Genomic DNA, 22,530 nt, shown 5'->3' on the forward strand with positions numbered 1-22,530 from the left:
CCAACAGTTATTTTTTTAATTAAAATGTAAAACAAAAATAAAACAACAAGCCCGAGCAATATGCCAATCCAGTACTCTTCAAGAAAAACCAAAAAAACGCTAATGCTGCCTTTGATTTTGCTCCATGTCTGATCTTTTTCCTTTATTGTTATTGCAAATGGCTTCTCGTACACTTCGCCAGAACTAACTTCGGCGGCAGTTATTTTTCCTTCGTAAACTCCCTGATTAATGCCCAAGGGGTTTGCTGCAATGGTAATTTCCCTGATTTGCTTAGGAGCAAGCTTAAAACCAGTTTCATCGAGAAACAGCCAACCCGGCTCCACGCTTAGAGCATAATTCCCTTCCTTAATTCCGTTATTCTCAAACATCATCCTTATTGTTTTTTTAGAATGATCTGTCTCGATATTTGGAGCAGAAAATTCAAGCTTATAGCATTCATTGTTTGAAATGGCCTTTACATTTAAAGCTGCAGTTGATTCAGAAACCTTTGTTTTTGCTTTAACAGAATAAATTCTTTCCGCTGCATTAAAAGGGTCGATTGCCAGTATTGCAGTTGTTTCCTGGCCAGGATCCAGCATTATTAAGCCTTTGTCAAGCTTTGCATTATTTCCATTTAAAGATAAATTGATTGGTTGTGTTATTGTTCCTTTATTTTTTATCTTAACTGCATAATTTTTCTGCTCGTAGCAGATTTCATCATATTCTTTCTCTATTTCAAGTTTAACAGAATAACAATCCTGAACCCTTATCTTCTGCCTTACTGTTTTTGTTGAAAAGCTATCTTTTATTCTTGTGTCCAGCACATATCCGCCAATAAACCCGCACGGTATGCTTATTTTCTCTGCTACTGATCTTGTTTCTCCAGGATAAAGATCAAATGGCTTCAATTTAAGCTTGACAAAGCCAGAAGCTGAATTAAATGCCTTTATTGAAATGCTTTTTGTTATCGCATCTGGATTTGTGATATATATTATGTTTGTATAATTGCTGCATGAGCAAAGATCAAGGCTGGCCTGCGAATAAGCGGAAATATCAGGCGATGCTTTTGCTGCTGAAATCAATGATAGAAAGAATAAGAACGTTACCGAAAAAAGAAATGCCTTATTTTGCAATATTTGTTTCTGCATCTTTGATCATTTCAATGAAGAACAATAAAAAAAGAAATTATAAAAAATAAAAATTAATAATAGGTCTGTGTTGCTTCCTCTTCACTGCCTTCTTCCTTCTTTCTGGATTTTGTGAAGATCACTATTGCGCCGATTATGACCAGTATAACAACAAGAGCTATCAATCCGATCTTAAGGCCTTCCTTCAGCTTTTCAAAGCCGCTTACTGAAGCTGCTTTTACTGTTGCCTTAATTGAGCTTTCCTTGATTGTTTCTGAGCCTGAGCTTACTTTTAAAACAGCTGTGTGCTCCTCTGCTTTTGCATCATCATCTGCTGTGATCTGCGCATATACTGTTTTTGCCTCTCCTGCCTGCAGCACAACCACATTCGAATCTTTAATTGCTGCTGTTGCCCATCCGGTTAAGCCATCTACGCTGATAACATAAGTCTTTGCTGCATTTCCTGCATTTGTAATTGTTATCGGATAAAGCACGCTTTCTCCCCTTTCGACTTCCTGCGCTGTCATGGAGAATGAAACAAGTGTCTGGCCCTGAGCAGTTGCTGCTGTTGAGCATAATGGGCTTGCTGCTACTTTAATCTGCTTTTCTTCGCTTACCTTTTCATAGCCATCGTCATATATCGCTGTTGCCTTTACTGTATAAGTTCCTGCTGCTGCGCATTCAGGGATTCTAAGCTCTATTTCTTCTGATGTCTCAGACTCATCTTTTTCGACTTCATCTATATAATCATTCCCAGAAACACCCAATGACGGAATTTCAACTTTGACATTCACATCGTTTTCATCATTTTCCCCGACATTCTTGACTCTTGCTTTTGCAGTCAATAACCTTCCTGCTGTAACTTCATTTGAAGGGGTTAAGATCAAATCTTTTATAACAATTGAATGCCTTGAATCTTTTACATGCAGCCTGTACAAGCCTTCAAAAGACGCGCTTGTTCTTCCTGCAACTGTGACTCTCATGTCATAATAATCTTTTCCCAAATTATCAGGCAATTTCAATGTTAATTTTTTATAGACTGTATCGCCTGATGTCATATCAAATAAATGCGTTGTATCAGAAACGCGCTCAAAATCGCTATACTCATAGCCTACGATATATGCAGAAACTTCAACATTGCTTTCATTTGCAGCTGCAAGCAATTTTACCTGCACGTTAAAATCATTGCCTCTTTCAACCTCTATCTTCTCTGCGGCATTTGGCTGAACAACATTGCCATCAATCTTGACTTCGCTTACTGTTGGAATTGCTGCTGCAATACTTGTAAATGCCAAAACACCTACGAGAAAAACTGCTAATATTCCTAAAATTTTTGCGTTCATTTTTTCTTACCCCCGATTTAATTTCTAAATTTGAAAGAGATTTTACCTCTTTCCTTCTGTAATCACCACTCATATTTAAACTTTTCTATTTTAGAGTGGTTACAATATCCACTTAACGTATGATTATCTCCCTGTGCTTTATCCTTGTTACTTTGTCATTGCTTACAACAATCCTGGCATAATATCTTCCTGGAACTGCTCCTTCCAGGTTGAGCGAAAGCTTTCTTGTTGCAGATTCGCCTTTGCTTAAATCAAATGGCCCGATTCTCTTTCTAAGGCCCAGATCAGGCACTGTGAGCGTTATTGTATTGTCTTCCAGTTTTGTATCGCCTGTATTCTTTATTGTAATTATTGCTGTAAGGTCATCATAAGGCGATAATGCATAATCGTTTTCAAATGTTATCTTGCTTACATACAGCTTGTCCTCTGGCGTTGGCGCTGCCGGAGCAGGAGAAGGCGCTGCAGGAATATTGCCTATTGTAAAATAGCTGTTTGATATGTCTTCATCTGAAAGATTATTTGACGATGCCACTGCTTTTATCAAATAATTTCCATCAAGCACAGAAGGCGTATACCATGAATAAATGCCTATGTTTGGCTGATTGAGCGCTATTGCAGCCCATGTTATATTATTTTGGCTATAATATAAGTCGATGGACAGATTTGAGCCGCCGTCTGTTGCAATCCATCTGATGTTTGCAGTTCCATTTAATGTTTCACCGCCATTAGGATAGAGAACTTCTATATTGGGAGCAAATACGTTATCGATCTGAAATATTGCATTTGAAACATCTTCTCCTGTCAAGCTGCCATCTGATGCTATTATCCTTATAAGATATGTTGCTGCATCCGGGACTGCTGTTGTGTTCCATGCATAAACGCCTGAATTTGCAATGCTTTGCGTGATATTTGTCCACGGTATGCTGTCATAGCTGTATTGAATTGCTATAGACAATGGATTTGAATCAGGATCAGTTGCATTCCATGTTATGTTTTTTATTCCGCTCCAAACTTCGCCTCCATTTGGCGAAATGACTGTTACAGTTGGAGCATTGTTCGGAGGAGGAATTGATGCAACAACTGTTGCGCCTGAATATCCTATGCCGCCATTATCATCTGCGACCCTTAAATTAACATTAAATGTTCCATTTGCTGCGCAATTATATGCCGGGTTTTGCTGAACTGCTGTTTCGAACACAGCATCGTTATTTAAATCCCAGTCATAAGTGAGTGTATCTAATATTCCGGGATCAGTTGCCGTTCCTCTTAAAGTTATGAACTGCGAAACATTGCAGTAATAAGGGCCATTGGCGTTTGCAGTTGGCGCAACATTGCTGATTGTTACATTGGATTGATTTGTAGTGCTGTGGCCGTCTGAATCAGTTACCCTTAAAACAATTGTGCCTGAAAAATCATCAGTCCACGTATAAGTTGGGTTTTGGCCCGGCGTTTCATAGCTCCCGTCATTATTCAGATCCCATTCAAATGCGTATGGAGGAGCCCCTCCTGATGCCAATCCTGTAAATGCTATAGGGCTTCCTTCAAATCCTGCATAGGGGCCGTTTGCATTCGCAACAGGCGTTGCATTTACAATAAAGCTCCATGAATAGCTTGATGGCATTATGTTTCCTGCAGGATCCTGGCAGCGCGCATAAACTGTATGCGCTGCATCAGACAAAACATTTGTCAAATAAGTGTGAATTGTTGATGTTCCTGTAAATGCAAAATCCATGTCTGCATATGCTTCATCTACGTCAATTGTTCCGCGGCATGCTGCATCTTCATTTGATGTTACATTCAGAACAGGTGTGTTTGTTGTGATTGTGCCTGTTGGCTGGCCATTCAACAATATTGGAACTTGCGTGTCTATTGTAAATGCAGCATTGCCATTTCCGCTATTTCCTGCTGCATCCTGGCAGCTTACTGCAACGGTGTAAGTTCCATCAGCTATTGCAGATGCTGGATTGCAGGTTAATGTATCGCAGCTCCATGCTACAGAAGCTCCTGCTGCAGAGCAGCTTGTTTGAGTGCCATCTCCGTTGATTGTTATTGTCGGAGTGTTGTCATTTGTTAAAGCAGCTGTTGTTGGGCTGATTACTGGCGGGGTGCTGTCTGTTGTGTAGGTTGTTTGCAATGCCTGCGAATATGATAGTCCGTCATAAACCCTGCAATATGCCTTGTGCGCTGCTGTGTCTGCTGCAGTTGCATATGTGCATTTCATAGCAGAATAAGAATAACTGTAAGCAGCATTTCCTTCATTGCAGATATTTGATGTTGCTGTTGGCTCAGATGCCAATTCACTGCAATAAAAATAAAGCTGGCCTTGTTCAATATCATTTGGGTTTGCAGGGGTTAATGCAACAGTATTGCCGCCTTTAAGCAATGCCGGGGATGCTGTTAAAAAGTCAATTGTCGGGGCATAATTGATTGCAAGGACATTTGCATTAAATGTGTCCCTGTCAGAATATTGGCCGTCTGACACTTCAACTGTTACTGCTGAAGCCCCGTATTTATGCGATGCCGGCTGCCCGCAGTTTATATATCTGTTGCCTGTTACAGAGCAATTCACCAAAGAAGGGTCTGATTGCGATGCTATATTATACGTCAGTTGACCTGCGCTTGTTTCCGGATCAGAAGCATACTGCCACAAATCAATAAGATTTGCTGCTGGAATTGAATCTTCGTTAAAAGAAACATCCGGAAGATTTCCTATTGCCGGAGCTTCATTGGGCTTTGTGTTTATATAGATTATTTCACTCGCCGCATCCTGAAGATTTTGAAGCCCATTGCAGTAAGGGCTGCTTGCAAGCCCGTCAATAGTTATATTATGGTTTCCCTGCCCTGAATTAATCGGCCAGTCGAATGAAAATGAAACAGCATCATAATTGTTTATATTCGCAGAAATTGTCTTGGACTGCTGGCTTACAATCTGGCCATCTGCAACTCTTGTTATTTTTAAATTCACATTTGCCTGAACCGGCATTAAGTTGTAATTGTTGTCAGCATAATTGCTTATCTTTGCTGCAGTTATTGTTATTGTTTCGCCGTCTGTCGGGAATTGGTCTGATGTTGCCAAATTATTCAGTATAGTGTAGCACATGTTCCTTGGCTGCTCCGGTATAACTGTGAATTCCTTTGAAGAAGACTGCTCTATTGATGAGCTGCATTTTGCATCAGGGACAGTTGTTGCAGCTTTTGCTGTATATTGGCCTGCCAGTGAAGGCGTCCATGTGAATTGGACTCTTTGCGAGCCGCTGGCAGGAATTGTTACGTCTTGCGTCTGCTGGTTGACAACATTTCCTGAAGAATCATATATTGTTAATATGATTCTTGTTGCAACAGAGTAATAATCATTCGATAAAGAAGGCGGAATGTAATTAAGCGGGCCAGCATTGCGAAATGCAGCGTATGTTGTTGCATCAAGGCTTGCGCTTACATTTATAACTAAAGGAATGTTTGCCTGGGCATCATTTGTTACGCTGAATGTGTCAATAGGTGAGTAACAATCCTGCTTTTTTGACAGGTATCTTGTGTATGGGCCTTGAGGATCGCTGCCAGTGGTTCCCCACCATGTCGCCTTGCCTTCCATCGTAATATAACCTTGTTTGTAGTAATATACGCCATAGCCATATTGAGATTGCAACACAGTTGGATAAGTCAGCTGCATATAATTGTCAGCTCCAGAATTCTGCACTTGGCCACCCCATAAAGTGCCGCTAACGCTGTTGCAGCTGCTGTCTGCGCACACAAAGCCGATTACATTGACATTTGTTAACGGATTGTTTGTAGCCGTGAATACGCCTGAGCTTGAGATCACGCCTTCCTTAAAGTTATAATTTATGTATCTTGTTGCTGCTGCAGAGGCAGATAAGACTAACACTAGAAAGATCGTAATAAAAAGATTTATTTTTATTTTATCCATCATGCCTTCTTTTTTAGGTTTTTAATTTAAACCTGGACCTATTATCTCGCCGTCGCCGAATTCTGCAGCTTCTGAACCGGCATTGCCATGAACATTTTTATAAACTATCCTTCCTGTGGCTGCGTCCCATGATATTATAAATGCTGTTTCTAATTTATGCTTTTTAACAAAGTCTGCTAATTCATCCCAGTTTTTTGGATTGAGCATGTATGAGTGAAATTTATTTGAAGCATCTCCGAATGGGGCAGTTTCTCCAAACATCATGTTTGCGTTTCTCATTGCCTTTTCATTTCCACCCGTAAGAAGATCTGTTGGGATTACTGCGGCATTCCTCAGAATCGTATTTGCTACTCCGCCCACATAAAAGCCGGATCCAATAGGATGCTGGACTATGCCGCGAGCATATTTACCTATAATTTCATCATACAGCTGCTGTTTTCTTCGCCTTAACGCCAACTCATCAGAGTCAAATTCAGCAGGGATTGATGGATCAGCCGGGTTCTTATACCATCCGCCTTTGAAATTTCCGCCGTTGCCGGTAATTTTATGATCGGGAGTTTTATGACCGAATGAAAAGTTTGTATTTTGAGCTTTGCCGCCTTGTATTGGTATTTCAGGCAGTTTATCTCCTTGTTCTTGAACGGATTTTTCTTCATCGTATTTTTTATTGATGCCATCAAATGCTGACTGAAGCAGAGAATTTTTGCTTTCAACTTCATTAATTTTTGCTTCTACCGCGGAAACTTTATTTTTAAGGCCATCATATTCTTTTAAAACCGAGGCAAGTGTTGTCTCAAGGCCTTCGGCTTTGTTTTTATATATCTTTGCGTCTTTTGCAGAGTTCCACCACCCTATAGAAGATGTTGCTACCCAAGCAGCCAATACGATTGTACCGAGAACCTTAAAATAAACTGATTTTGGCGACCCGCCTGTTTTGTTAAGAAGCGATGTTCCTCGCGTTATATCAGTTACTTTGTCATCCAAATACCCAGAAGCTTCATCATAAGAAACAACTTTGTGCCTTTTTTCTAAATCACAAGCGGATTTTATCAGATAGTCCCTTGCATATTCTGCATCTTCTGCTTTCTTGTATTTTTCTATACATTTATTCACGTGCGGAGAGAGCATGTTATGAAGGTTAATTAAATAATTCAGACTGACGGAATCAAGAGAATCTGCATATTTTTTTGTTTGTGATTCGAGAAAACCCAATGTTTTACTCCATTTAACTCTTTTGCGAGAATTATCAAAAATTTGTTGATTGATTTCCTCTAAAACTATTGCATTTGTGCGGTTATATATCTGCGCATCATAAGAATCATATAATTTCTGAATTCTATCAGCAATTTCTGTTGTTTGTTTCGCTTCTTTATAAGGTCTGTTGGCTTTTGGCAAATAGTTGTATGGTTTTTGAATGTCATCAATATTCAATCTAGATGTTCTTGGAAAGAGCCTTGAATTCAAAGAAAGAGATTTAATTTCTGGCGAATCATAACCATACTGCATACCAGTAACTCTTGATATCAAAGTAGTCATTAAACGCACCCCCGCTATTTTAGTTGAGATATTCAAACAGATATTTAAATCTTTTGTTTTGTTACTATTTTAAAATGGATAAGATTTAAGAGGCAAGCATTTAAATAACTGATCAATAGCCAAGCAATATGATCAGCATTATCGGAGCAGGCCCGGCAGGATGCTATGCAGCTTATCTGCTTGCAAAGAGCGGAAAAGAAGCCAGCGTGTTTGAAGAGCATCCGAAAATAGGCTTTCCTGTGCAGTGCACCGGCATTGTAACTGATGAAATAAACAATATACTGAAATTAAATAAAGATGCGATTTTGAATAAAATAAGCAAGGCAAGGATCTTTTCTCCCAATGGAAATTTTTTAGAGTTAAAACTGAAAAATGAGAACATAATACTGGACAGGGCAAAGTTTGACCGGCATCTTGCTGAAATGGCTGAAAAAGAAGGCGCAAGGGTTTTTTTAAATAACAGATTTGTCAAATATGCGAATAATAAAACAATAATTAAAAATTTAAAAAATAAAACCGCTAAAAAAATAAAAACGGATTATCTTATCGGAGCTGACGGACCGAATTCGTCTGTTGCAAAATCCGCTGGCTTGTTTGGAAAAAGAAAATTCTTATTTGGAAAACAGGCAAGAATAAAACTGAAGAATGAAAACATTGTTGAATTTTATCCTCATATCGGGAGCTATGCATGGGTTGTTCCTGAAAACGAAGAAATCGCAAGAATCGGAGTTGCTGCTTATGATGGCGTTAATGATGTTTTTTTAAATTTTTTAAATTCATTAAAAATGAATAATAAAAAAATAATAAATTACCAAAGCGGATTAATTCCTCTTTATGATCCTGAAATAAGAATACAAAAAAACAACGTTTTCCTCTTAGGAGATGCTGCAGCGCAGGTCAAGGCAACAACAGGCGGCGGGATTGTTTACGGATTGAACGCTGCAAAGATTTTGGCTGATTGTATTTTAAGAAATAACGATTATGGCAAAGAGTGCAAAAAAATGATTGGAAAAGACCTGTGGCTTCATTTAAAGCTGCATGACATAATGAAAAAATTCTCAGATAATGACTGGAATCTGCTTATTGATTTATTAAATAAGAAAGAAACTAAGAAAACGATAGAAAAGCATGACAGGGAATATCCTTCGAAAATTCTTTTCAGGATCTTACTAAAAGAGCCAAGGCTGTTGTATTTTCTGAGGCACATTTTCTGATTTCCGAATTTCGATATTTCGTGAGAAAGATTTAAAAATATGTTCATCAAAAAACAGAAAGCATGGATAACTCAGATGTTGCAGTAAATCCAAACGTAAAATATGATGGATTCTATGAAACAACAATAAAGTATAATGGCCAAAGAGTTTTTCAAAGCAAGATCAACGAAAAAAGTTATCATAGAGAAACAAAGCCGGGTGTTTTAGAAATAATGACCAACGGAGAGATTAAAGAAATGTCCGATTAGGCAAACATAAGCAAATATGCGGGCTTATTCTGATTAAAACCAAAAACAATAAGCTTTATAAATGCTCGGCTTTTATTGCTGGCATAGAGGGGGTCTTATTGGAAGAAGAGAGAAAAAGCGAAGATGGTGAAGATTTTTCCATAGATTTAAGCAAGGTAAAGGGCTTTCTAAATAAATTCAGGAAAAAAGGAGGCGAAGCTGCAAAGGGAAGCGGAGAAAGCGAAGAATTCTCGTTAAATATGGCATCTGCATGGAAATTTTTATTAAAATATAAAACTGTTTTTCTTATTTTAATCCCTATTTTGTTTATGATCTACTTTAGAAGCTTCCCAAATTACCTTCCTGCAACTGATGACTGGGCGAAAAGCGCGGTTGTGAATAATGTCAAGAGCAACATAATGAGCCAGATAAATGCCCAATACCCTAATCTGCCTGATGCGCAGAAATCAGAGCTTGCTGATGCGCAATTCAATGAGATGGTAAAAGACAAAAGCCAAAGGCAGCAGATAGATGGCCAAATAAAGGAGGTTTCAAATTATTTCAAAAGCTCTTTTAAGGATGACAAAGGATACACGTATCTGGCGGATATTGACTCATATATCTGGATGCGGTATGCAAGAAATATTTTAAAAAACGGCCATCCTGGAGACAAGCTTGTTAATGGCAAGCCTTATGATGCGCTGATGTATGCTCCATTAGGCACGCAAATAAGCCCTGACTTGTATTCCTACATCGAAGCTTATTTGTATAAATTCGTGTTCCACCCGTTCAATAAAAAGATAACGCTGATGCAGACTGCATTTTATACGCCTTTTTTTCTTTCAATTATCGCAATAATCGCGGCATTCTTCATTGCAAGGAGGATAAGCGGCGACTTTGGAGGATTTATGGCTGCCATGATTATTGCAATCCATCCATTCTTCCTGAGCAGGACATTCGGCTCTGACAATGATGTCATAAATGTTGTTTTCCCGCTAGTTATTCTGTGGATTTTCCTCGAGTCATTTGAAGCGAAAAAAAGAATTAATGCCATGATCCTTGCCGGAGTTACAGGATTGCTTATCGGCATTTACAGCTTTGCATGGGGCGGCTGGTGGTATATCTTTGACTTTATTATTGCAGCTCTTGTGGTATACGCAGCATATCACCTAATAACCCACAGAAAGGAATTAAAAAACGGGCTGGCTGAATATTTCAAAAAAACAGACATAAAAGATATTCTGATCATATTTCTAATATTAATAGTTTCATCAGGCATTTTTGTAACTTTATTCACGGATTTTACAAATTTCAGCAATGCGCCTTTCAATCCAATAGCTTTCAAATCGATAAAATCTGCAACAACGGCGGATTTATGGCCCAATGTTTATACGACTGTCGCGGAACTGAATTCCGCTGCCTTAAGCACCATAGTGGCATCTACCGGGATGAGCGGAGACGGAAAATTCTTCTTTTTTATCAGCCTATTAGGAGTGGCGCTTACGCTGTTCAAGAAAGACAAAAACGGGAAGGTTGACGTGAAGTTTGCAGTGCTTTTGGCAATTTGGTATTTCTCCACGATATACGCAAGCCGCAGCGGCGTGAGATTCATACTTTTGCTTATTTCGGTCTTCAGCATTGCAGTAGGCGTTGCTTTTGGCATAGTCTACATGTATGCAGGCAAATGGATTTCAAAAGGACTGCATCTGCCAAAGCTTGTTTCAAACAGCATAGTTGTTGTTTTTCTGCTGTTGCTGCTGATAGCCCCTCTGCAGGCTGCAGACAGGACTTCAAAGCAGGAATTCCCGATAATGAATGATGCATGGTATGATTCGCTTACAATGATCCGGGATAAATCAATGCCTAATGCAATCATTAATTCATGGTGGGACTTTGGCCATTATTTCAAGGCAATAGCTGAAAGAGCTGTTACTTTTGACGGAGCTTCGCAATACACAGCTCAGGCGCATTGGATTGGAAAAGTGCTTTTAACTGATAATGAAGAGCAGGCAATCGCTATATTGAGGATGCTTGACTGCGGAGCAAACACGGCATTTGAAAAAATAGACAAAAAGCTGAGCGACACGTCTGTTTCAGTTGATGTTGTTTACAAGATAATAATGATGAAAAAAGACGGGGCAAAAACATATCTGATGAACAATTATAATTTCAACAATGATGAATCGGATGATGTTCTGAAAAGCACGCATTGCAGCCCTCCAGAGGATTATTTCATAACATCTGATGATATGATCGGAAAATCAGGAGTGTGGGCGCATTTTGGAAGCTGGGATTTCATAAGGGCTGAGATGTGGATTAATGCAAGGGGAAAGAGCAAGGAAGATGCTGTAAAATATTTGGCTGAGCAGAAGGATTTCAATTTGACGAAGGAAAGGGCGGAGCAGATTTATTATGAAATTCTTTCATTGAAGGATGAATCTGCTGCAAACACATGGATTGCTCCATGGCCGAGCTATGCCGGCTCAAGCGGCTGCTCTGTTGTTAAGAATGAAACTATAAGCTGCGACAACGGCATTTTAATCAATTTGACAAATAATTACGAGCCAAGCATTTTAACAAATGATGGAATTAAAAAACCGGCTAAATTCGGCTACATTGATAAAAGCGGGAATTATATTGAAAGAAGCTATGATGAAAATACAATTCCTTACGGCGTTGTTTTGGTAAAATCAGGAGATTCTTACAGTACAGTCATGAGCAATATCGAATTAACATCAAGCATTTTTACAAAGCTTTATTTCCTGGAAGGAAAAGGCACAAAGCATTTTGACCTGTTCAGCGATAAAAGAAGCATAACAGGCGGCAGGATGATTGTGTGGAAAGTAAATTGGGAAGGCAGAACGAATAACATGAATGCAAACAGCACAATAAGTGCTTCACCATAATTATAAAATGGCAATTTTTATTACAGGCGGAGCTGGGTTTATCGGCAGCCATTTGTGCGAGAGGCTTCTGAAAGACGGCAAGGAAGTTATAGCAGCTGATGATTTCAATGACTTCTATGATCCTGAAAGGAAAAAGAAAAACATTGAAGATTGCGCTAAAAATAAAAAATTTAAAATTTATAAAGCAGATATAAGAAATAAGGCCGAAATTAAAAAAATATTTGAAAAAAATAAGATAAATATTATTGTCCATCTTGCTGCGCGCGCTGGCGTAAGGCCTTCAATGGAAAATCCCCTCTTATATATTGATGTCAATGTTAATGGAACGCTTGTGATGCTGGAACTTGCCAGGGAATTTAATGTTAAAAAGTTTGTATTTGCATCAAGCTCGAGTGTTTATGGCAGTAATGAAAAGATGCCTTTTTCCGAAGATGACCCCGTCAGCAACCCATTAAGCCCTTATGCAATAACAAAGATGGCAGGGGAGCAGCTGTGCGCTTTGTACAGCAGGCTTTATGGGCTGAATATTGCCTGCCTGAGATTCTTCACTGTTTACGGGCCCCGCGGAAGGCAGGATATGGCGCCTTATAAATTCACAAACCTTATAATGAAGGATAAAGAAATAGAGGTATATGGAGACGGCAGCTCAAAAAGGGATTATACCTTTGTAAGCGATATTATTGATGGCGTTGCAGCTGCTATTGAAAAAGAGCTTAAGTTTGAAGTGATTAATCTTGGAGATTCAAACCCTGTTGAATTAAAATATTTAATAAGCTTAATAGAAAAGAATACCGGAAAAAAAGCAAAAATAAAATTCATGCCTGAGCAGAAAGGAGATGTTCCGATCACATATGCGGACGTATCGAAAGCGAAAAGGCTGCTTGGCTATAGGCCAAAGGTCAAAATAGAGGAGGGCATTAAAAAACTTGTTGAGTGGTATAAAAATGGATAAAATATCTGTTGTTGTCCCTTTGTATAACGAGGAAAAGAATGTTCTTTTGTTTTACAACAGCCTTAAAGCTGTTTTGAATACAATGAAAAACGAGCATGAGATAATATTCGTTGATGATGGCAGCAGAGACAGGACATTTTTTTATCTGAATGATCTCAATAAAAAAGATAAAAAAGTAAAAGCTGTGCAGTTTCAGAAGAATTACGGAAAAGCAGCTGCATTGTCTGCAGGCTTTGAAGAGGCTGAAGGCGACATAATTATAACAATGGACGGCGATCTGCAAGACGACCCAGTTGAAATTCCAAGATTTGTTTCTGAACTGGAAAAGGGCTATGGCCTTGTTTCAGGCTGGAAGCAAAAAAGGCAGGATCCTTTTGGAAAAAGGCTTTTTTCAAAGCTCTTCAATGCTTTGGCAGCTGCGGTTACAGGAGTTAAAATACATGACTTTAACTGCGGCTTTAAGGCATATAAGGCAAAGGCTGCGAAAACATTAAATATATACGGCGAATTACACCGCTATATTCCTGCCTTGGTTTACTGGAATGGCTACAAAGTAGGCGAGATAGCTGTACGGCATCATGCCAGAAAATACGGAAAAAGCAAATACGGGGTGAGCAGATTGTTCAAAGGATTTTACGACCTGATAACTGTTAAATTTTTAACAGGCTATAAGAAAAAGCCGATGCACTTGTTCGGAACAGTTGGAATTTTGCTTGGCTTGTTGGGATTAATTGCAGCAATAAAAGTCTTGCGGGACAGGTATGTTAATATTGTTTCAATGGACAGGCCTCTATTGATGCTGTCTGTGCTGCTGATAGTGCTTGCAGTGCAGTTTATTTCTCTCGGCTTTATAGGAGAGCTGATCTCAAGCTCAAGCAGAGAAGAGTACAAGATAAAGAAAAAATTGGAGTGAAACCCTAAAAAATGAAAGTTCTTGTATTAAACCCAGGAAGCAGATTCACGAAAAATGTAGTCAGGGATCTGATTTACGGCTGCTGGTGCAAGGGCAAGAGGATCGGAGGAGCGCAGGCTCCGCCTTTGAGCCTGCTTTACATTGCCACTATCCTGAAGAATGAAGGCCATGATGTTGTTTTTCTTGACGCATTGGCTGAGCAGAAGCCGATTCAAGAAGTTAAAAATATTGCAAAAGACTGCGATGCTGCTGTAATTTCAACTTCAACAATGAGCTTTAATGAAGACTGCGGAGTTCTTGCTGAATTGAAAAAGGCAAATAAAAACATTGTAACGATCATGTTCGGCTCTCATCCGACTTTTATGCCGCAGTATGCATTAACAAATACTGCAATTGACATAATTGTAAGAAGAGAGCCTGATTTCATCATAAGAGATGTTGTGAATGCGCTTGCCAAGGGCGATAAATGGAAGAAAGTCAGGGGAATTGGCTACAGGGAAGGCAAGAAAAAAATTCTGAATGAACTATATCCTTATATTGAAAATCTTGATGAATTGCCAATCCCTGACAGAACACTATTGCCAAAAGGCATTGATTATTTTAATCCGATTGTCAAAAGAGTGCCTTATACAACAATGACAAGTTCAAGGGGGTGCCCGGGAAAATGCACATTCTGCACTGTGCCGAATTTTTACGGGCCTAAAGTAAGGTGCAGAAGCGCTGACAAAGTTATTGAAGAATTTGAGGAAATCCAGAAGCTGGGATACAAAGAAGTATGGCTGAGAGACGAAACATTCACTGCTTTCAAAAAAAGGAATGAAGTAATATGCAAGGAAATGATAAAAAGAAAAATGGACATTACATGGATAGCAAATGCCCGTGTCGGGCTGATTGACAAAGATATGATGATTCTTATGAAAAAAGCAGGGTGCCATATGATCAAGTTCGGAGTTGAATCCGGAGTGCAGGAGATACTGAACAATATCAAAAAAGGGATTAACGCAGAAATGACGAGGAAGAATTTCAAATGGACGCATGAAGTCGGAATTGACACGCATGCGCATATGATGCTTGGCTGCCCTGGCGATACTAAGAAAACAATAGAAACAACAATGAAGTTTGTCAGGGAAATAGCTCCGACAACTGTTACTTTCGGAGTCTGCACGCCTTATGCCGGAACTGAGCTGTTCATTGAAGTTGCCAAAAAACATCCTGAGATTAAAGACGGCAGTTACTGCGATCTCAGCAAGGTGCACACAAGCGGATTCTTCAACCAATACTTTACAAGCTTAAAAGGGAATGAGCTTGAGAACTATATCAAAAAGGCATACAGATCATTCTATTTCAGGCCGAGCTATATACTAAAGACATTGCTGAGGATCAGAAGCTGGAATGAGTTCTTCAGAATAGCGATCGCTGCGAGCAATGTGTTCAGCTTCAGCACGGGATTGGGGGAAAGAGAAGATTAAGAGCCTTCAATATTCCTTCTTATCTTGTCAAACAGCCTTTTGGTTCTTTCCTTAAGCTCTAAGAATTCTTCCTGCTCCAAAGCAGTTTTAATTGAATACTGCATATTCTCCCTAATATCCAAAATCTTATTGCTGTGCTCTAGGTCTTGCGTGACATCAGCGTCAAATATCTCTTTTAGATCTTCTTTAGCCAAAGAGATTGCCCCTCTTTCAATCATATCCTCAATTAACGCAAATGTGCAGCTCTGGTTTCTCGATTCATAGCCTTCTTTAGCAAGCAAAGCCAGCAAACCATGATATAAGCAATAAAAGGATGCTGAAGCTGACCAATCTGAAAATCCGGTTTTCTGGAGAGAAATCATAGCCTTAAAATTATGCATTGCCTTGTTCAAATGGCCTTTCATCCTTTCTTCGCTGAGTTCAATTGCTTTTAAGCCCTTGTGCCGCTCGCCTTTTTGGCCTTCTTTAAAGCATTCATTCAACTTGTCTTTGGCTGGCATCTTTTATCACCTCAACTATTGTTTTATGCCCCCAGAGCACAATTCCTGTTCTTAAGATTTCCAGAATGACCTTGTCTTGATTGATTATGTTCTTCTTTAAATCCTCCTGAGTCTGCACAACATCATGGATCTTAACAGGAACCACATCTTTAAGCTCAGATAATTTTTCTTTGTATTTTCTGTAATTGTTTTTGCCTAAAATGAATAAAACATCCATGTCATTTGGCTCATTTTTCAGAGTTGTATATGATCCGAACAAGATGCAGGATTTTACTGTGTTTTTTAATTCCTTAAAATCCTCCAGCCTGTACATTACCCTTCCCTCCAATTTCGGCATCAAAGCTAATTCTAATATTGCAGAAGCCTTTTCATTCTCAAAATTTATCCTGTAAGATTTGATGTTGGCAATATTCTTAACTTTTAAAATGCCTTCTTTTTCAAATTTTCTCAATATCTTTAATGCGCCATTCGGAGCTAAATTGCATTCCCTTGCTATCTGGTTTATAGAATGATCTTTATTAAAAGCTGCCATCAGCAGCCTTAAAACGAGCTTTTCCTTATCAGTCAGCATTTTATCCACCTTTAGTGTATGACTATACACCATTAGTATATAAAGCTTTTGTTTATTGTGGGCAATGTGTTCAGCTTCAGCACGGGATTGAGAAAGAGGGATCAGTCTTTAAACAATCTCTCTAAGTTCATTAATTTTTTTGAAATTTCTTTTTTTATCTTTTTATCTTTTATCTCACCAAAATAAAAAGGAACAAAACCTGTTTGCATAACAGTATACCCGCTCTTTCTTCTTACCCATTTTGAAATGACTTTTTTAAACAAGTTTTTTGAAAAATGATATTTTTTTAAACAACCACGAGTAATTCCTGCTATGTAATCTGCCAATTGTATTCCTGAAGAATACGTAGAAACATCAAACGATAAAGAGTCCTTTATATGATTATATCCAAGAATTGGTAACTGATCATTTTCAAATAGGTAGTTATATGCGGATAAAAGGATATTTTGTTTGCTTAATTCGTCATAGAATATAATACCTAAAGAGTGTGTCTCAGAAAGTTCAGATTCTAGTCTTAGCATCAGTGCACGTAAAAAATCAGATTCAATTTTTACTTGTTCTTTGGGCGGTTTAGAATAAACATAAGTAAAAATCAAAACAATCATTGGGTTGAAAGAATTTAATAGAAGTACACTCTTTTTTATGAATGTTTTTAATGTTTTTACTTTATATTTTCTATTTTTAAAAAAAGAATACACCTTATCTTTAGAAATATTTGCTTTTTTATGTAAGAACCACAAATAAGAGTATTTAAATTCCTTATCCAAAGGAATTTTGAATTTGTTTTTTAATTCATTAAACTTTTCAGTGAAATCTGCATATTTGAGTGCATCAAGTATCAAACCCACTCGCACATAATAATCATCTTTTTCAAGATTTCCTGATTCATCTGAAAATACTAACTTGACATTATTTATCATTTTTTAAACTATTTATTTTAAATGCATTTATGTTTCTTTAAATGTTCTAAGCAGAAATATTTGCCACATTTTCTGCATTTTTTAGCACAATCTTTACATAGGTGGGTTTTTTGCCAATCATACATCAATCTTTGAGCATCCCAAGCACATAAAGCAAAAGGTTTATCCATAAACACACCGCAATTTTTACAAATTTTTTGATTTTCTTCTCTTTTTGCCACCATTCTCTTAGACATGTTTTCTGCTATCTTCTCAAAAAATCCTTTTTTACCTAAACTGACATTAATGGAAGTATCGCCTTCTTTCTTCGATATTTTTGCTGAACCTTCAAATTTAGCCATTTTTACCTCACATTTTATTTTTTCAAAAAGTTTTGCTTTTCCAACCACAATCTTGGCAAACATAATAGTAATAATCTTCACCAACAACCAAATTAACTATTGGTATTGAACCAAGAAATGAACTTCCCGCATGTTTTCTTTTTAGATCTCTACCACCGCACTCGGGGCATTCCCTTTTATCTTGTTCGCTCATTAATATCACTCATTGTTTGTGAAATTCATACTAACTTGGACTTTTGTATTTTTTGAATGTAGCTTTTTATTTAAACTTTTCTAAACACTCTTCGCGCTCACCGCCACTGATCCAAGTGATGATGCTGAATGCGAATGATGGGAAACTTCGCTTTTTTCTTCTTTGATCCCTAAATTATTCTCAACTTCTTCGCTGACAACAGACCAGAAAAACTCAATGAATTTCTGGACTTTTTTGCTTCTTAAATTTAGCTTATACATCTGCGCTTTTCCAACTTTCCTTGTGAGAACTATCCATCTGCCCTTGACCAGCTCTTTTTTTAGCTGCTTCATGCAAGGGTAGCTAATATCAGCATATTTGGCAATCTCTTTAAGCGAATAATCAAAGTCCTGCGCAACTATTAAAAAATCAAGCACTTTATTCTTGGGCGTATATCCTTCTTTTTCCAAAAATATGGATTTTTCTTTCATGATTTATGAATAATGTGTGCTTATATATAAAGCTTAAGAGCATGGCTGGAAATACTATCTCAACATGGATCGTTATGATAAGATCAAAGAAATAATTAAAGAAACCGGCAATAGCTCCATTATCCCGATCTTATTGATTTTATGATTTCTGCAAAGAACAGCTTAAAAACATAAATATTTATAAATAACTGTAAAAACTTCAAGATTAGATTGTTATGGAACAGCTACTGAAGGAGATCAAAGACGCCGAACAGAAGGCAAAAGGCATAGCTGAAAGGGCGAACAGGGAAAAGGAGAAGATCATACAGGAAGCCATACAGCAGTCTGATTTGCTGTTCAGCAGAAGAAAGGCGGAGTTGGAAAGCAAAAACAAGGCAGAGATCGAAAAGAAGAGAAAAGAGCTCGGGGAAGAAAGGGCGGCAATTGTTGAAAAGGCAAAAAAAGATGCTGAAATTCTTGAAAAAAATGCCAGGAAGAACATCCAGAAAGCAGCCAATTACATATTGGAAAAATTTGAGGAACGCATAAAAAATGTTTAAAGCAACAGAGATGTCGAAGATAGTTATACTTGGCCCTAAAACAGAGATGGAGAAGGCAATAAAAACACTCTACGAGCTTAAGGTGTGCCATGTAATCGAGCATAAAAAAATAGAGGATCTGGATATCTGCTCCCCTATGGAAAAGGCAAACGATATTGCAAGGATTCTTGTAAAGATAAGGTCCATATGCTCATATCTTGGCATTGACATGAAACTGGCAGCGAAAAAGGGAGAAATGCTCGGAATAAAGGAGCTGGAGAGGCATGTATTCAGGCTGGATTCTGAATTAGAAGCCTGCCTGAATGAGTTAAAATGCATAAGCAGCGAAATCAATGAAAAGTCCGGCTTGCTGAAATCTTTAGAAGAGATAAAGAGCCTTGATATCAGCCTTGATTCATTTTATTCTTTTGAGACATTGAAGTATTTTGTAGGTTATGTAAAAGGGTTTGAAAATTTTAAAAAATCCATTCCGAGTGTTACGCCAAAATTCGGATTGCAGCACAAGCAATTCGGCAAAGGCGCATTGATTGCCCTTTTTGTAGACAAAGCGTTTTCGGATAAGGCTGCAAAGCTGCTGGAAGGCTTTGAATTCAGAAGCATAGACATTTCAAGGCTAACAGGGATTAAAGGAAAGCCAAGCGCGCATATCGGAAGGCTGGCAAAGCAGATTTCAATACTGGAAAATAAAAAGAAAGAGATAAATAAAAAAATATCAGATATCAGGAAACAAAATCAGGATTTGTTAATTCTGCATGAAAGGTTTTTGTCAGAAGAGCTGGAAAAGGCAGAAGCGCCGCTCAAATTCGGCTCAACTGAAAGCTCTTTTGTGATAAGCGGGTGGCTGCCTAAAAAAGATTTTAATAAAACAGCTGAACTGCTGAACAGTAAGACAAAAAACAAGATCTTCATAAAGCAAATGCCGATAGAAAAAGGCGACAAAGTTCCTGTCAAGCTTAAAAATCCCAAAGTCATAAGGTCATTTGAGTTTTTTATGGACCTTTACTCGCTGCCGAGCTATAAGGAGATCGACCCCACATTCTTTATTTTCCTTACATTCCCGTTATTGTTTGGCTTCATGCTTGGCGACATGGGATATGGCCTGACAACACTGATTGTATTTTGGCTGCTGAAGAAGAAATTTCCGAAGGCAAAGGGGTTTTTTAACATACTGATATTCGCTTCTTTGGCCACTGTATTTTTCGGGGCGCTTTTCGGAGAATTTTTCGGCGCAGAAGAATTATTTGGCTGGCATCTGCCGAGGCTGATCAGCAGAAATCCTGAGCATGAGCTGATTCCATTGATGGCATTTGCAGCAATAGTCGGAGTCATACATGTAAATGTCGGGCTTATAATTGGCTTCATAAACGAGCTGAAGGCGCATGGCTTTAAAAGGGCATTTATGGAAAAATTCGGATGGTTTTTTTTGGAGGCAGGAGCTGCATTATTGGCCCTGTCTTATGCAAAAATAATAAGCATCAGCCCTTTTGCAGGCTATGCTTTAGCGGCAATAGCTGTTATTGTGCTTTTCCTGGGAGAGGGAACTAAAGGCTTAGTTGAAATACCGAGCATATTCGGAAACATACTGTCCTATCTTAGGCTAATGGCAATCGGCCTTTCGTCTGTAGGATTGGCCATAGTTGTAAATGACCTGGCAAAAGGCTTTTTCCATTCAGGAGGGTTTTTAATACTGGCAGGCATTTTAGTTTTGGTTGCCGGCCATGCAATAAATATCGGCGTCGGGCTGTTAGGATCATTTTTGCATGCATTGAGGCTGCATTATGTTGAATTTTTTACAAAATTTTATAAAGGCGGCGGAATGCCGTTCAAGCCGTTTGGAGCAAAATAACATAAACACGGAGGTAGAAAATGGTAGATGTAGGAAATGTCGGGATAGTGGCGATCAGCGCTGCGTTTGCGCTTGGCTGCAGCGCTTTTGCAGCAGCATGGGCTGAGAAAGCAATAGGAACAGCAGCAATCGGAGCAATGGCTGAGAAAGAGGAGCTGTTTGGAAAAGGATTGATCCTTACAGTTATCCCTGAAACAATAGTTATCTTCGGCCTTGTAATAGCAATACTTATATTGGGCCTTGCAGGCGGCTAAATCCAAGATGGGCCTTGAAGAGCTGAAGCAGGAGATAATAAGCAATGCGGATAAAAGCGCAAATGCTGTTGTCTCTGAAGCGAAAAGGGAAGCAGAAAAAATAGCAAAGCAGTCAGAAGAAAAACTAGAGCCATATAAGAGAAAGCTTGATGAAGACCGGAAAACAGCGATTAAAGTAATGGAAAAGACAATAAATGCAATGGCTGATTCTGAAGCTAAGAGGGCGATCCTGGACAGGAAAAAAGAGATTATGGAAAGCGTATTCGAATCGGTTAAAAGCAATTTGTCCAAGCTAGACAGCAGAAAGAGGGAGCAGCATATTGCAGACCTGCTTAAAAAAGCAAAGTCTGAGATAGAAGCCAGCAAGGTTTTCTGCAGCAGCAAAGATGCGAAGTATGTGAAAGGCCTGAAATGCGAAGACATGGATATTTTGGGCGGCCTGATGGCAGAGAACAATGACGGAACAATAAGAGTTGATTACAGCTATGAAACACTGCTTTCAGACGTGAAAGAGCATTCAATGCAGGAAGCGGCAAAAATATTATTCGGATGAAAATGAAAAGCCTGATGAAATTCGAAGAGCCTGAAAGAGAAGGAAAAATCAGATTAGGCAGCTACCCCTATACTTATGTAAGGGTTGTTGTAATGAGGGCTCTTCTGCTGAAAAAAGAGGAATATCACAAGCTGATGAAAATGAAGCTTGACGAGATAACAAGATTTCTTGAAGATACGAATTATAAAGCAGAGATCAACGCCCTGGCAGCAGAATATTCTGAAGCTGACCTGCTGGAGCATGCATTAAACAGGAATCTCGTTAATACATTTGCGAAATTAAGGAGAATCTCTCCTGAGAATCTGGACCTGCTGATCAACGCTTATCTGAAGCGAAATGATGTTTTCAATATAAAAACAATCTTAAGGGGCAAATATGTCAGAGCATCTGAAGAAGAAATAAAATCCATGCTCTTTCCAATAGGAACATTAGACTATGAACAACTGATGAATTTAACCAAGCTGGCAACAATTGAGGATATTTTAAAAAATTCAGGCACAGTTCCTTTTGATGTGTTAAAAGAAGCTCTTGAAAACTATAAAAAAGAGAATACATTGGCTGCGATTGAAGCGGCTTTAGACCATGCTTATTACAAGGAGCTGTTAAGATTTACAAAAAGATTGTCAAGGCAGGAAAAGCTTTTCAGGGAATTCATAGAAAGCGAAATAGAGATAGTAAACATACTTACGCTGCTGAGGCTCAAAAAGGAGAATCTGGACAATAACCGCATTAAAAAATATCTTTTCTTTTTTGGC

Annotated in this window: 21 protein-coding genes; 11 read left to right on the top strand and 10 right to left on the bottom strand. The window is 38.5% G+C overall.

What is annotated here, in order from left to right:
* The 4 genes from HYU07_04245 to HYU07_04260 all read right to left on the bottom strand — a co-directional run.
* Window positions 1-1,127 (bottom strand): hypothetical protein (locus HYU07_04245; GenBank protein MBI2129424.1); only part of this gene is annotated, 1,127 nt, incomplete at its 3' end.
* 53 nt (window positions 1,128-1,180) lie between these two features.
* Complete coding sequence (locus tag HYU07_04250) at window positions 1,181-2,449, bottom strand: hypothetical protein (protein MBI2129425.1); 1,269 nt, start codon at window positions 2,447-2,449, stop codon at window positions 1,181-1,183.
* A gap of 112 nt (window positions 2,450-2,561) precedes the next feature.
* Window positions 2,562-6,371 (bottom strand): hypothetical protein, encoded by a 3,810-nt coding sequence (locus tag HYU07_04255; protein MBI2129426.1) that lies wholly within the window; start codon window positions 6,369-6,371, stop codon window positions 2,562-2,564.
* A 21-nt stretch (window positions 6,372-6,392) separates the two neighbouring features.
* Window positions 6,393-7,907 carry a hypothetical protein gene (locus HYU07_04260; protein ID MBI2129427.1) on the bottom strand — a complete coding sequence of 505 codons (1,515 nt, stop codon included), beginning with the start codon at window positions 7,905-7,907 and terminating at the stop codon, window positions 6,393-6,395.
* A gap of 128 nt (window positions 7,908-8,035) precedes the next feature.
* Between HYU07_04260 and HYU07_04265 the strand changes: the two genes are divergently transcribed.
* The 6 genes from HYU07_04265 to HYU07_04290 all read left to right on the top strand — a co-directional run bounded on the left by HYU07_04265 (window position 8,036) and on the right by HYU07_04290 (window position 15,588).
* A complete protein-coding gene (locus HYU07_04265; protein ID MBI2129428.1) occupies window positions 8,036-9,121 on the top strand; it encodes an NAD(P)/FAD-dependent oxidoreductase in 1,086 nt (361 codons plus the stop codon).
* A 62-nt stretch (window positions 9,122-9,183) separates the two neighbouring features.
* Window positions 9,184-9,369 carry a hypothetical protein gene (locus tag HYU07_04270; protein ID MBI2129429.1) on the top strand — a complete coding sequence of 62 codons (186 nt, stop codon included), beginning with the start codon at window positions 9,184-9,186 and terminating at the stop codon, window positions 9,367-9,369.
* Window positions 9,370-9,467: 98 nt separating this feature from the next.
* Window positions 9,468-12,254, top strand: a complete 2,787-nt coding sequence (locus tag HYU07_04275; protein MBI2129430.1) for a hypothetical protein — start codon at window positions 9,468-9,470, stop codon at window positions 12,252-12,254.
* Window positions 12,255-12,261: 7 nt separating this feature from the next.
* Window positions 12,262-13,206, top strand: a complete 945-nt coding sequence (locus tag HYU07_04280) for an SDR family NAD(P)-dependent oxidoreductase (GenBank protein ID MBI2129431.1) — start codon at window positions 12,262-12,264, stop codon at window positions 13,204-13,206.
* Window positions 13,199-14,119: a glycosyltransferase family 2 protein gene (locus tag HYU07_04285; protein MBI2129432.1), complete on the top strand. Its 921-nt coding sequence runs from the start codon at window positions 13,199-13,201 to the stop codon at window positions 14,117-14,119. Before HYU07_04280 ends, HYU07_04285 begins: the two co-directional genes overlap by 8 nt.
* 11 nt (window positions 14,120-14,130) lie before the next feature.
* Window positions 14,131-15,588, top strand: coding sequence for a radical SAM protein (locus HYU07_04290; GenBank protein MBI2129433.1), 1,458 nt, complete (start codon window positions 14,131-14,133; stop codon window positions 15,586-15,588).
* Here the strand turns inward: HYU07_04290 and HYU07_04295 are convergent.
* The 6 genes from HYU07_04295 to HYU07_04320 form a co-directional block, all read right to left on the bottom strand.
* Window positions 15,585-16,088: a HEPN domain-containing protein gene (locus HYU07_04295; protein ID MBI2129434.1), complete on the bottom strand. Its 504-nt coding sequence runs from the start codon at window positions 16,086-16,088 to the stop codon at window positions 15,585-15,587. The genes HYU07_04290 and HYU07_04295 overlap by 4 nt on opposite strands.
* A complete protein-coding gene (locus HYU07_04300) occupies window positions 16,063-16,659 on the bottom strand; it encodes a winged helix-turn-helix transcriptional regulator (GenBank protein MBI2129435.1) in 597 nt (198 codons plus the stop codon). Before HYU07_04300 ends, HYU07_04295 begins: the two co-directional genes overlap by 26 nt.
* A 101-nt stretch (window positions 16,660-16,760) precedes the next feature.
* Window positions 16,761-17,579 (bottom strand): DUF3800 domain-containing protein, encoded by an 819-nt coding sequence (locus HYU07_04305; protein MBI2129436.1) that lies wholly within the window; start codon window positions 17,577-17,579, stop codon window positions 16,761-16,763.
* Between the two features lie 17 nt (window positions 17,580-17,596).
* Window positions 17,597-17,920, bottom strand: a complete 324-nt coding sequence (locus tag HYU07_04310) for a hypothetical protein (protein MBI2129437.1) — start codon at window positions 17,918-17,920, stop codon at window positions 17,597-17,599.
* A gap of 22 nt (window positions 17,921-17,942) precedes the next feature.
* On the bottom strand, window positions 17,943-18,113 hold the full coding sequence (locus HYU07_04315; GenBank protein MBI2129438.1) for a hypothetical protein: 171 nt from the start codon (window positions 18,111-18,113) through the stop codon (window positions 17,943-17,945).
* Window positions 18,114-18,193: 80 nt separating this feature from the next.
* Window positions 18,194-18,583: a hypothetical protein gene (locus tag HYU07_04320; protein MBI2129439.1), complete on the bottom strand. Its 390-nt coding sequence runs from the start codon at window positions 18,581-18,583 to the stop codon at window positions 18,194-18,196.
* 215 nt (window positions 18,584-18,798) lie between these two features.
* On the opposite strand from HYU07_04320, the gene HYU07_04325 reads away from it, so the two are divergent.
* From HYU07_04325 to HYU07_04345, 5 genes are all read left to right on the top strand, one after another.
* Window positions 18,799-19,122: a hypothetical protein gene (locus HYU07_04325; GenBank protein MBI2129440.1), complete on the top strand. Its 324-nt coding sequence runs from the start codon at window positions 18,799-18,801 to the stop codon at window positions 19,120-19,122.
* Window positions 19,115-20,968: a V-type ATP synthase subunit I gene (locus tag HYU07_04330; protein MBI2129441.1), complete on the top strand. Its 1,854-nt coding sequence runs from the start codon at window positions 19,115-19,117 to the stop codon at window positions 20,966-20,968. Before HYU07_04325 ends, HYU07_04330 begins: the two co-directional genes overlap by 8 nt.
* Before the next feature lie 20 nt (window positions 20,969-20,988).
* The gene (locus HYU07_04335) at window positions 20,989-21,222 is read left to right on the top strand and encodes a V-type ATP synthase subunit K (protein ID MBI2129442.1); all 234 of its coding nucleotides are present in this window, start codon (window positions 20,989-20,991) and stop codon (window positions 21,220-21,222) included.
* A gap of 7 nt (window positions 21,223-21,229) precedes the next feature.
* Window positions 21,230-21,775, top strand: a complete 546-nt coding sequence (locus HYU07_04340) for a hypothetical protein (GenBank protein ID MBI2129443.1) — start codon at window positions 21,230-21,232, stop codon at window positions 21,773-21,775.
* A partial coding sequence (locus HYU07_04345; GenBank protein MBI2129444.1) for a V-type ATPase subunit occupies window positions 21,772-22,530 on the top strand: 759 nt, incomplete at its 3' end. The genes HYU07_04340 and HYU07_04345, both read left to right, overlap by 4 nt.

The organism is Candidatus Woesearchaeota archaeon (assembly GCA_016180285.1).
Lineage (GTDB): Archaea > Nanobdellota > Nanobdellia > Woesearchaeales > JACPBO01 > JACPBO01.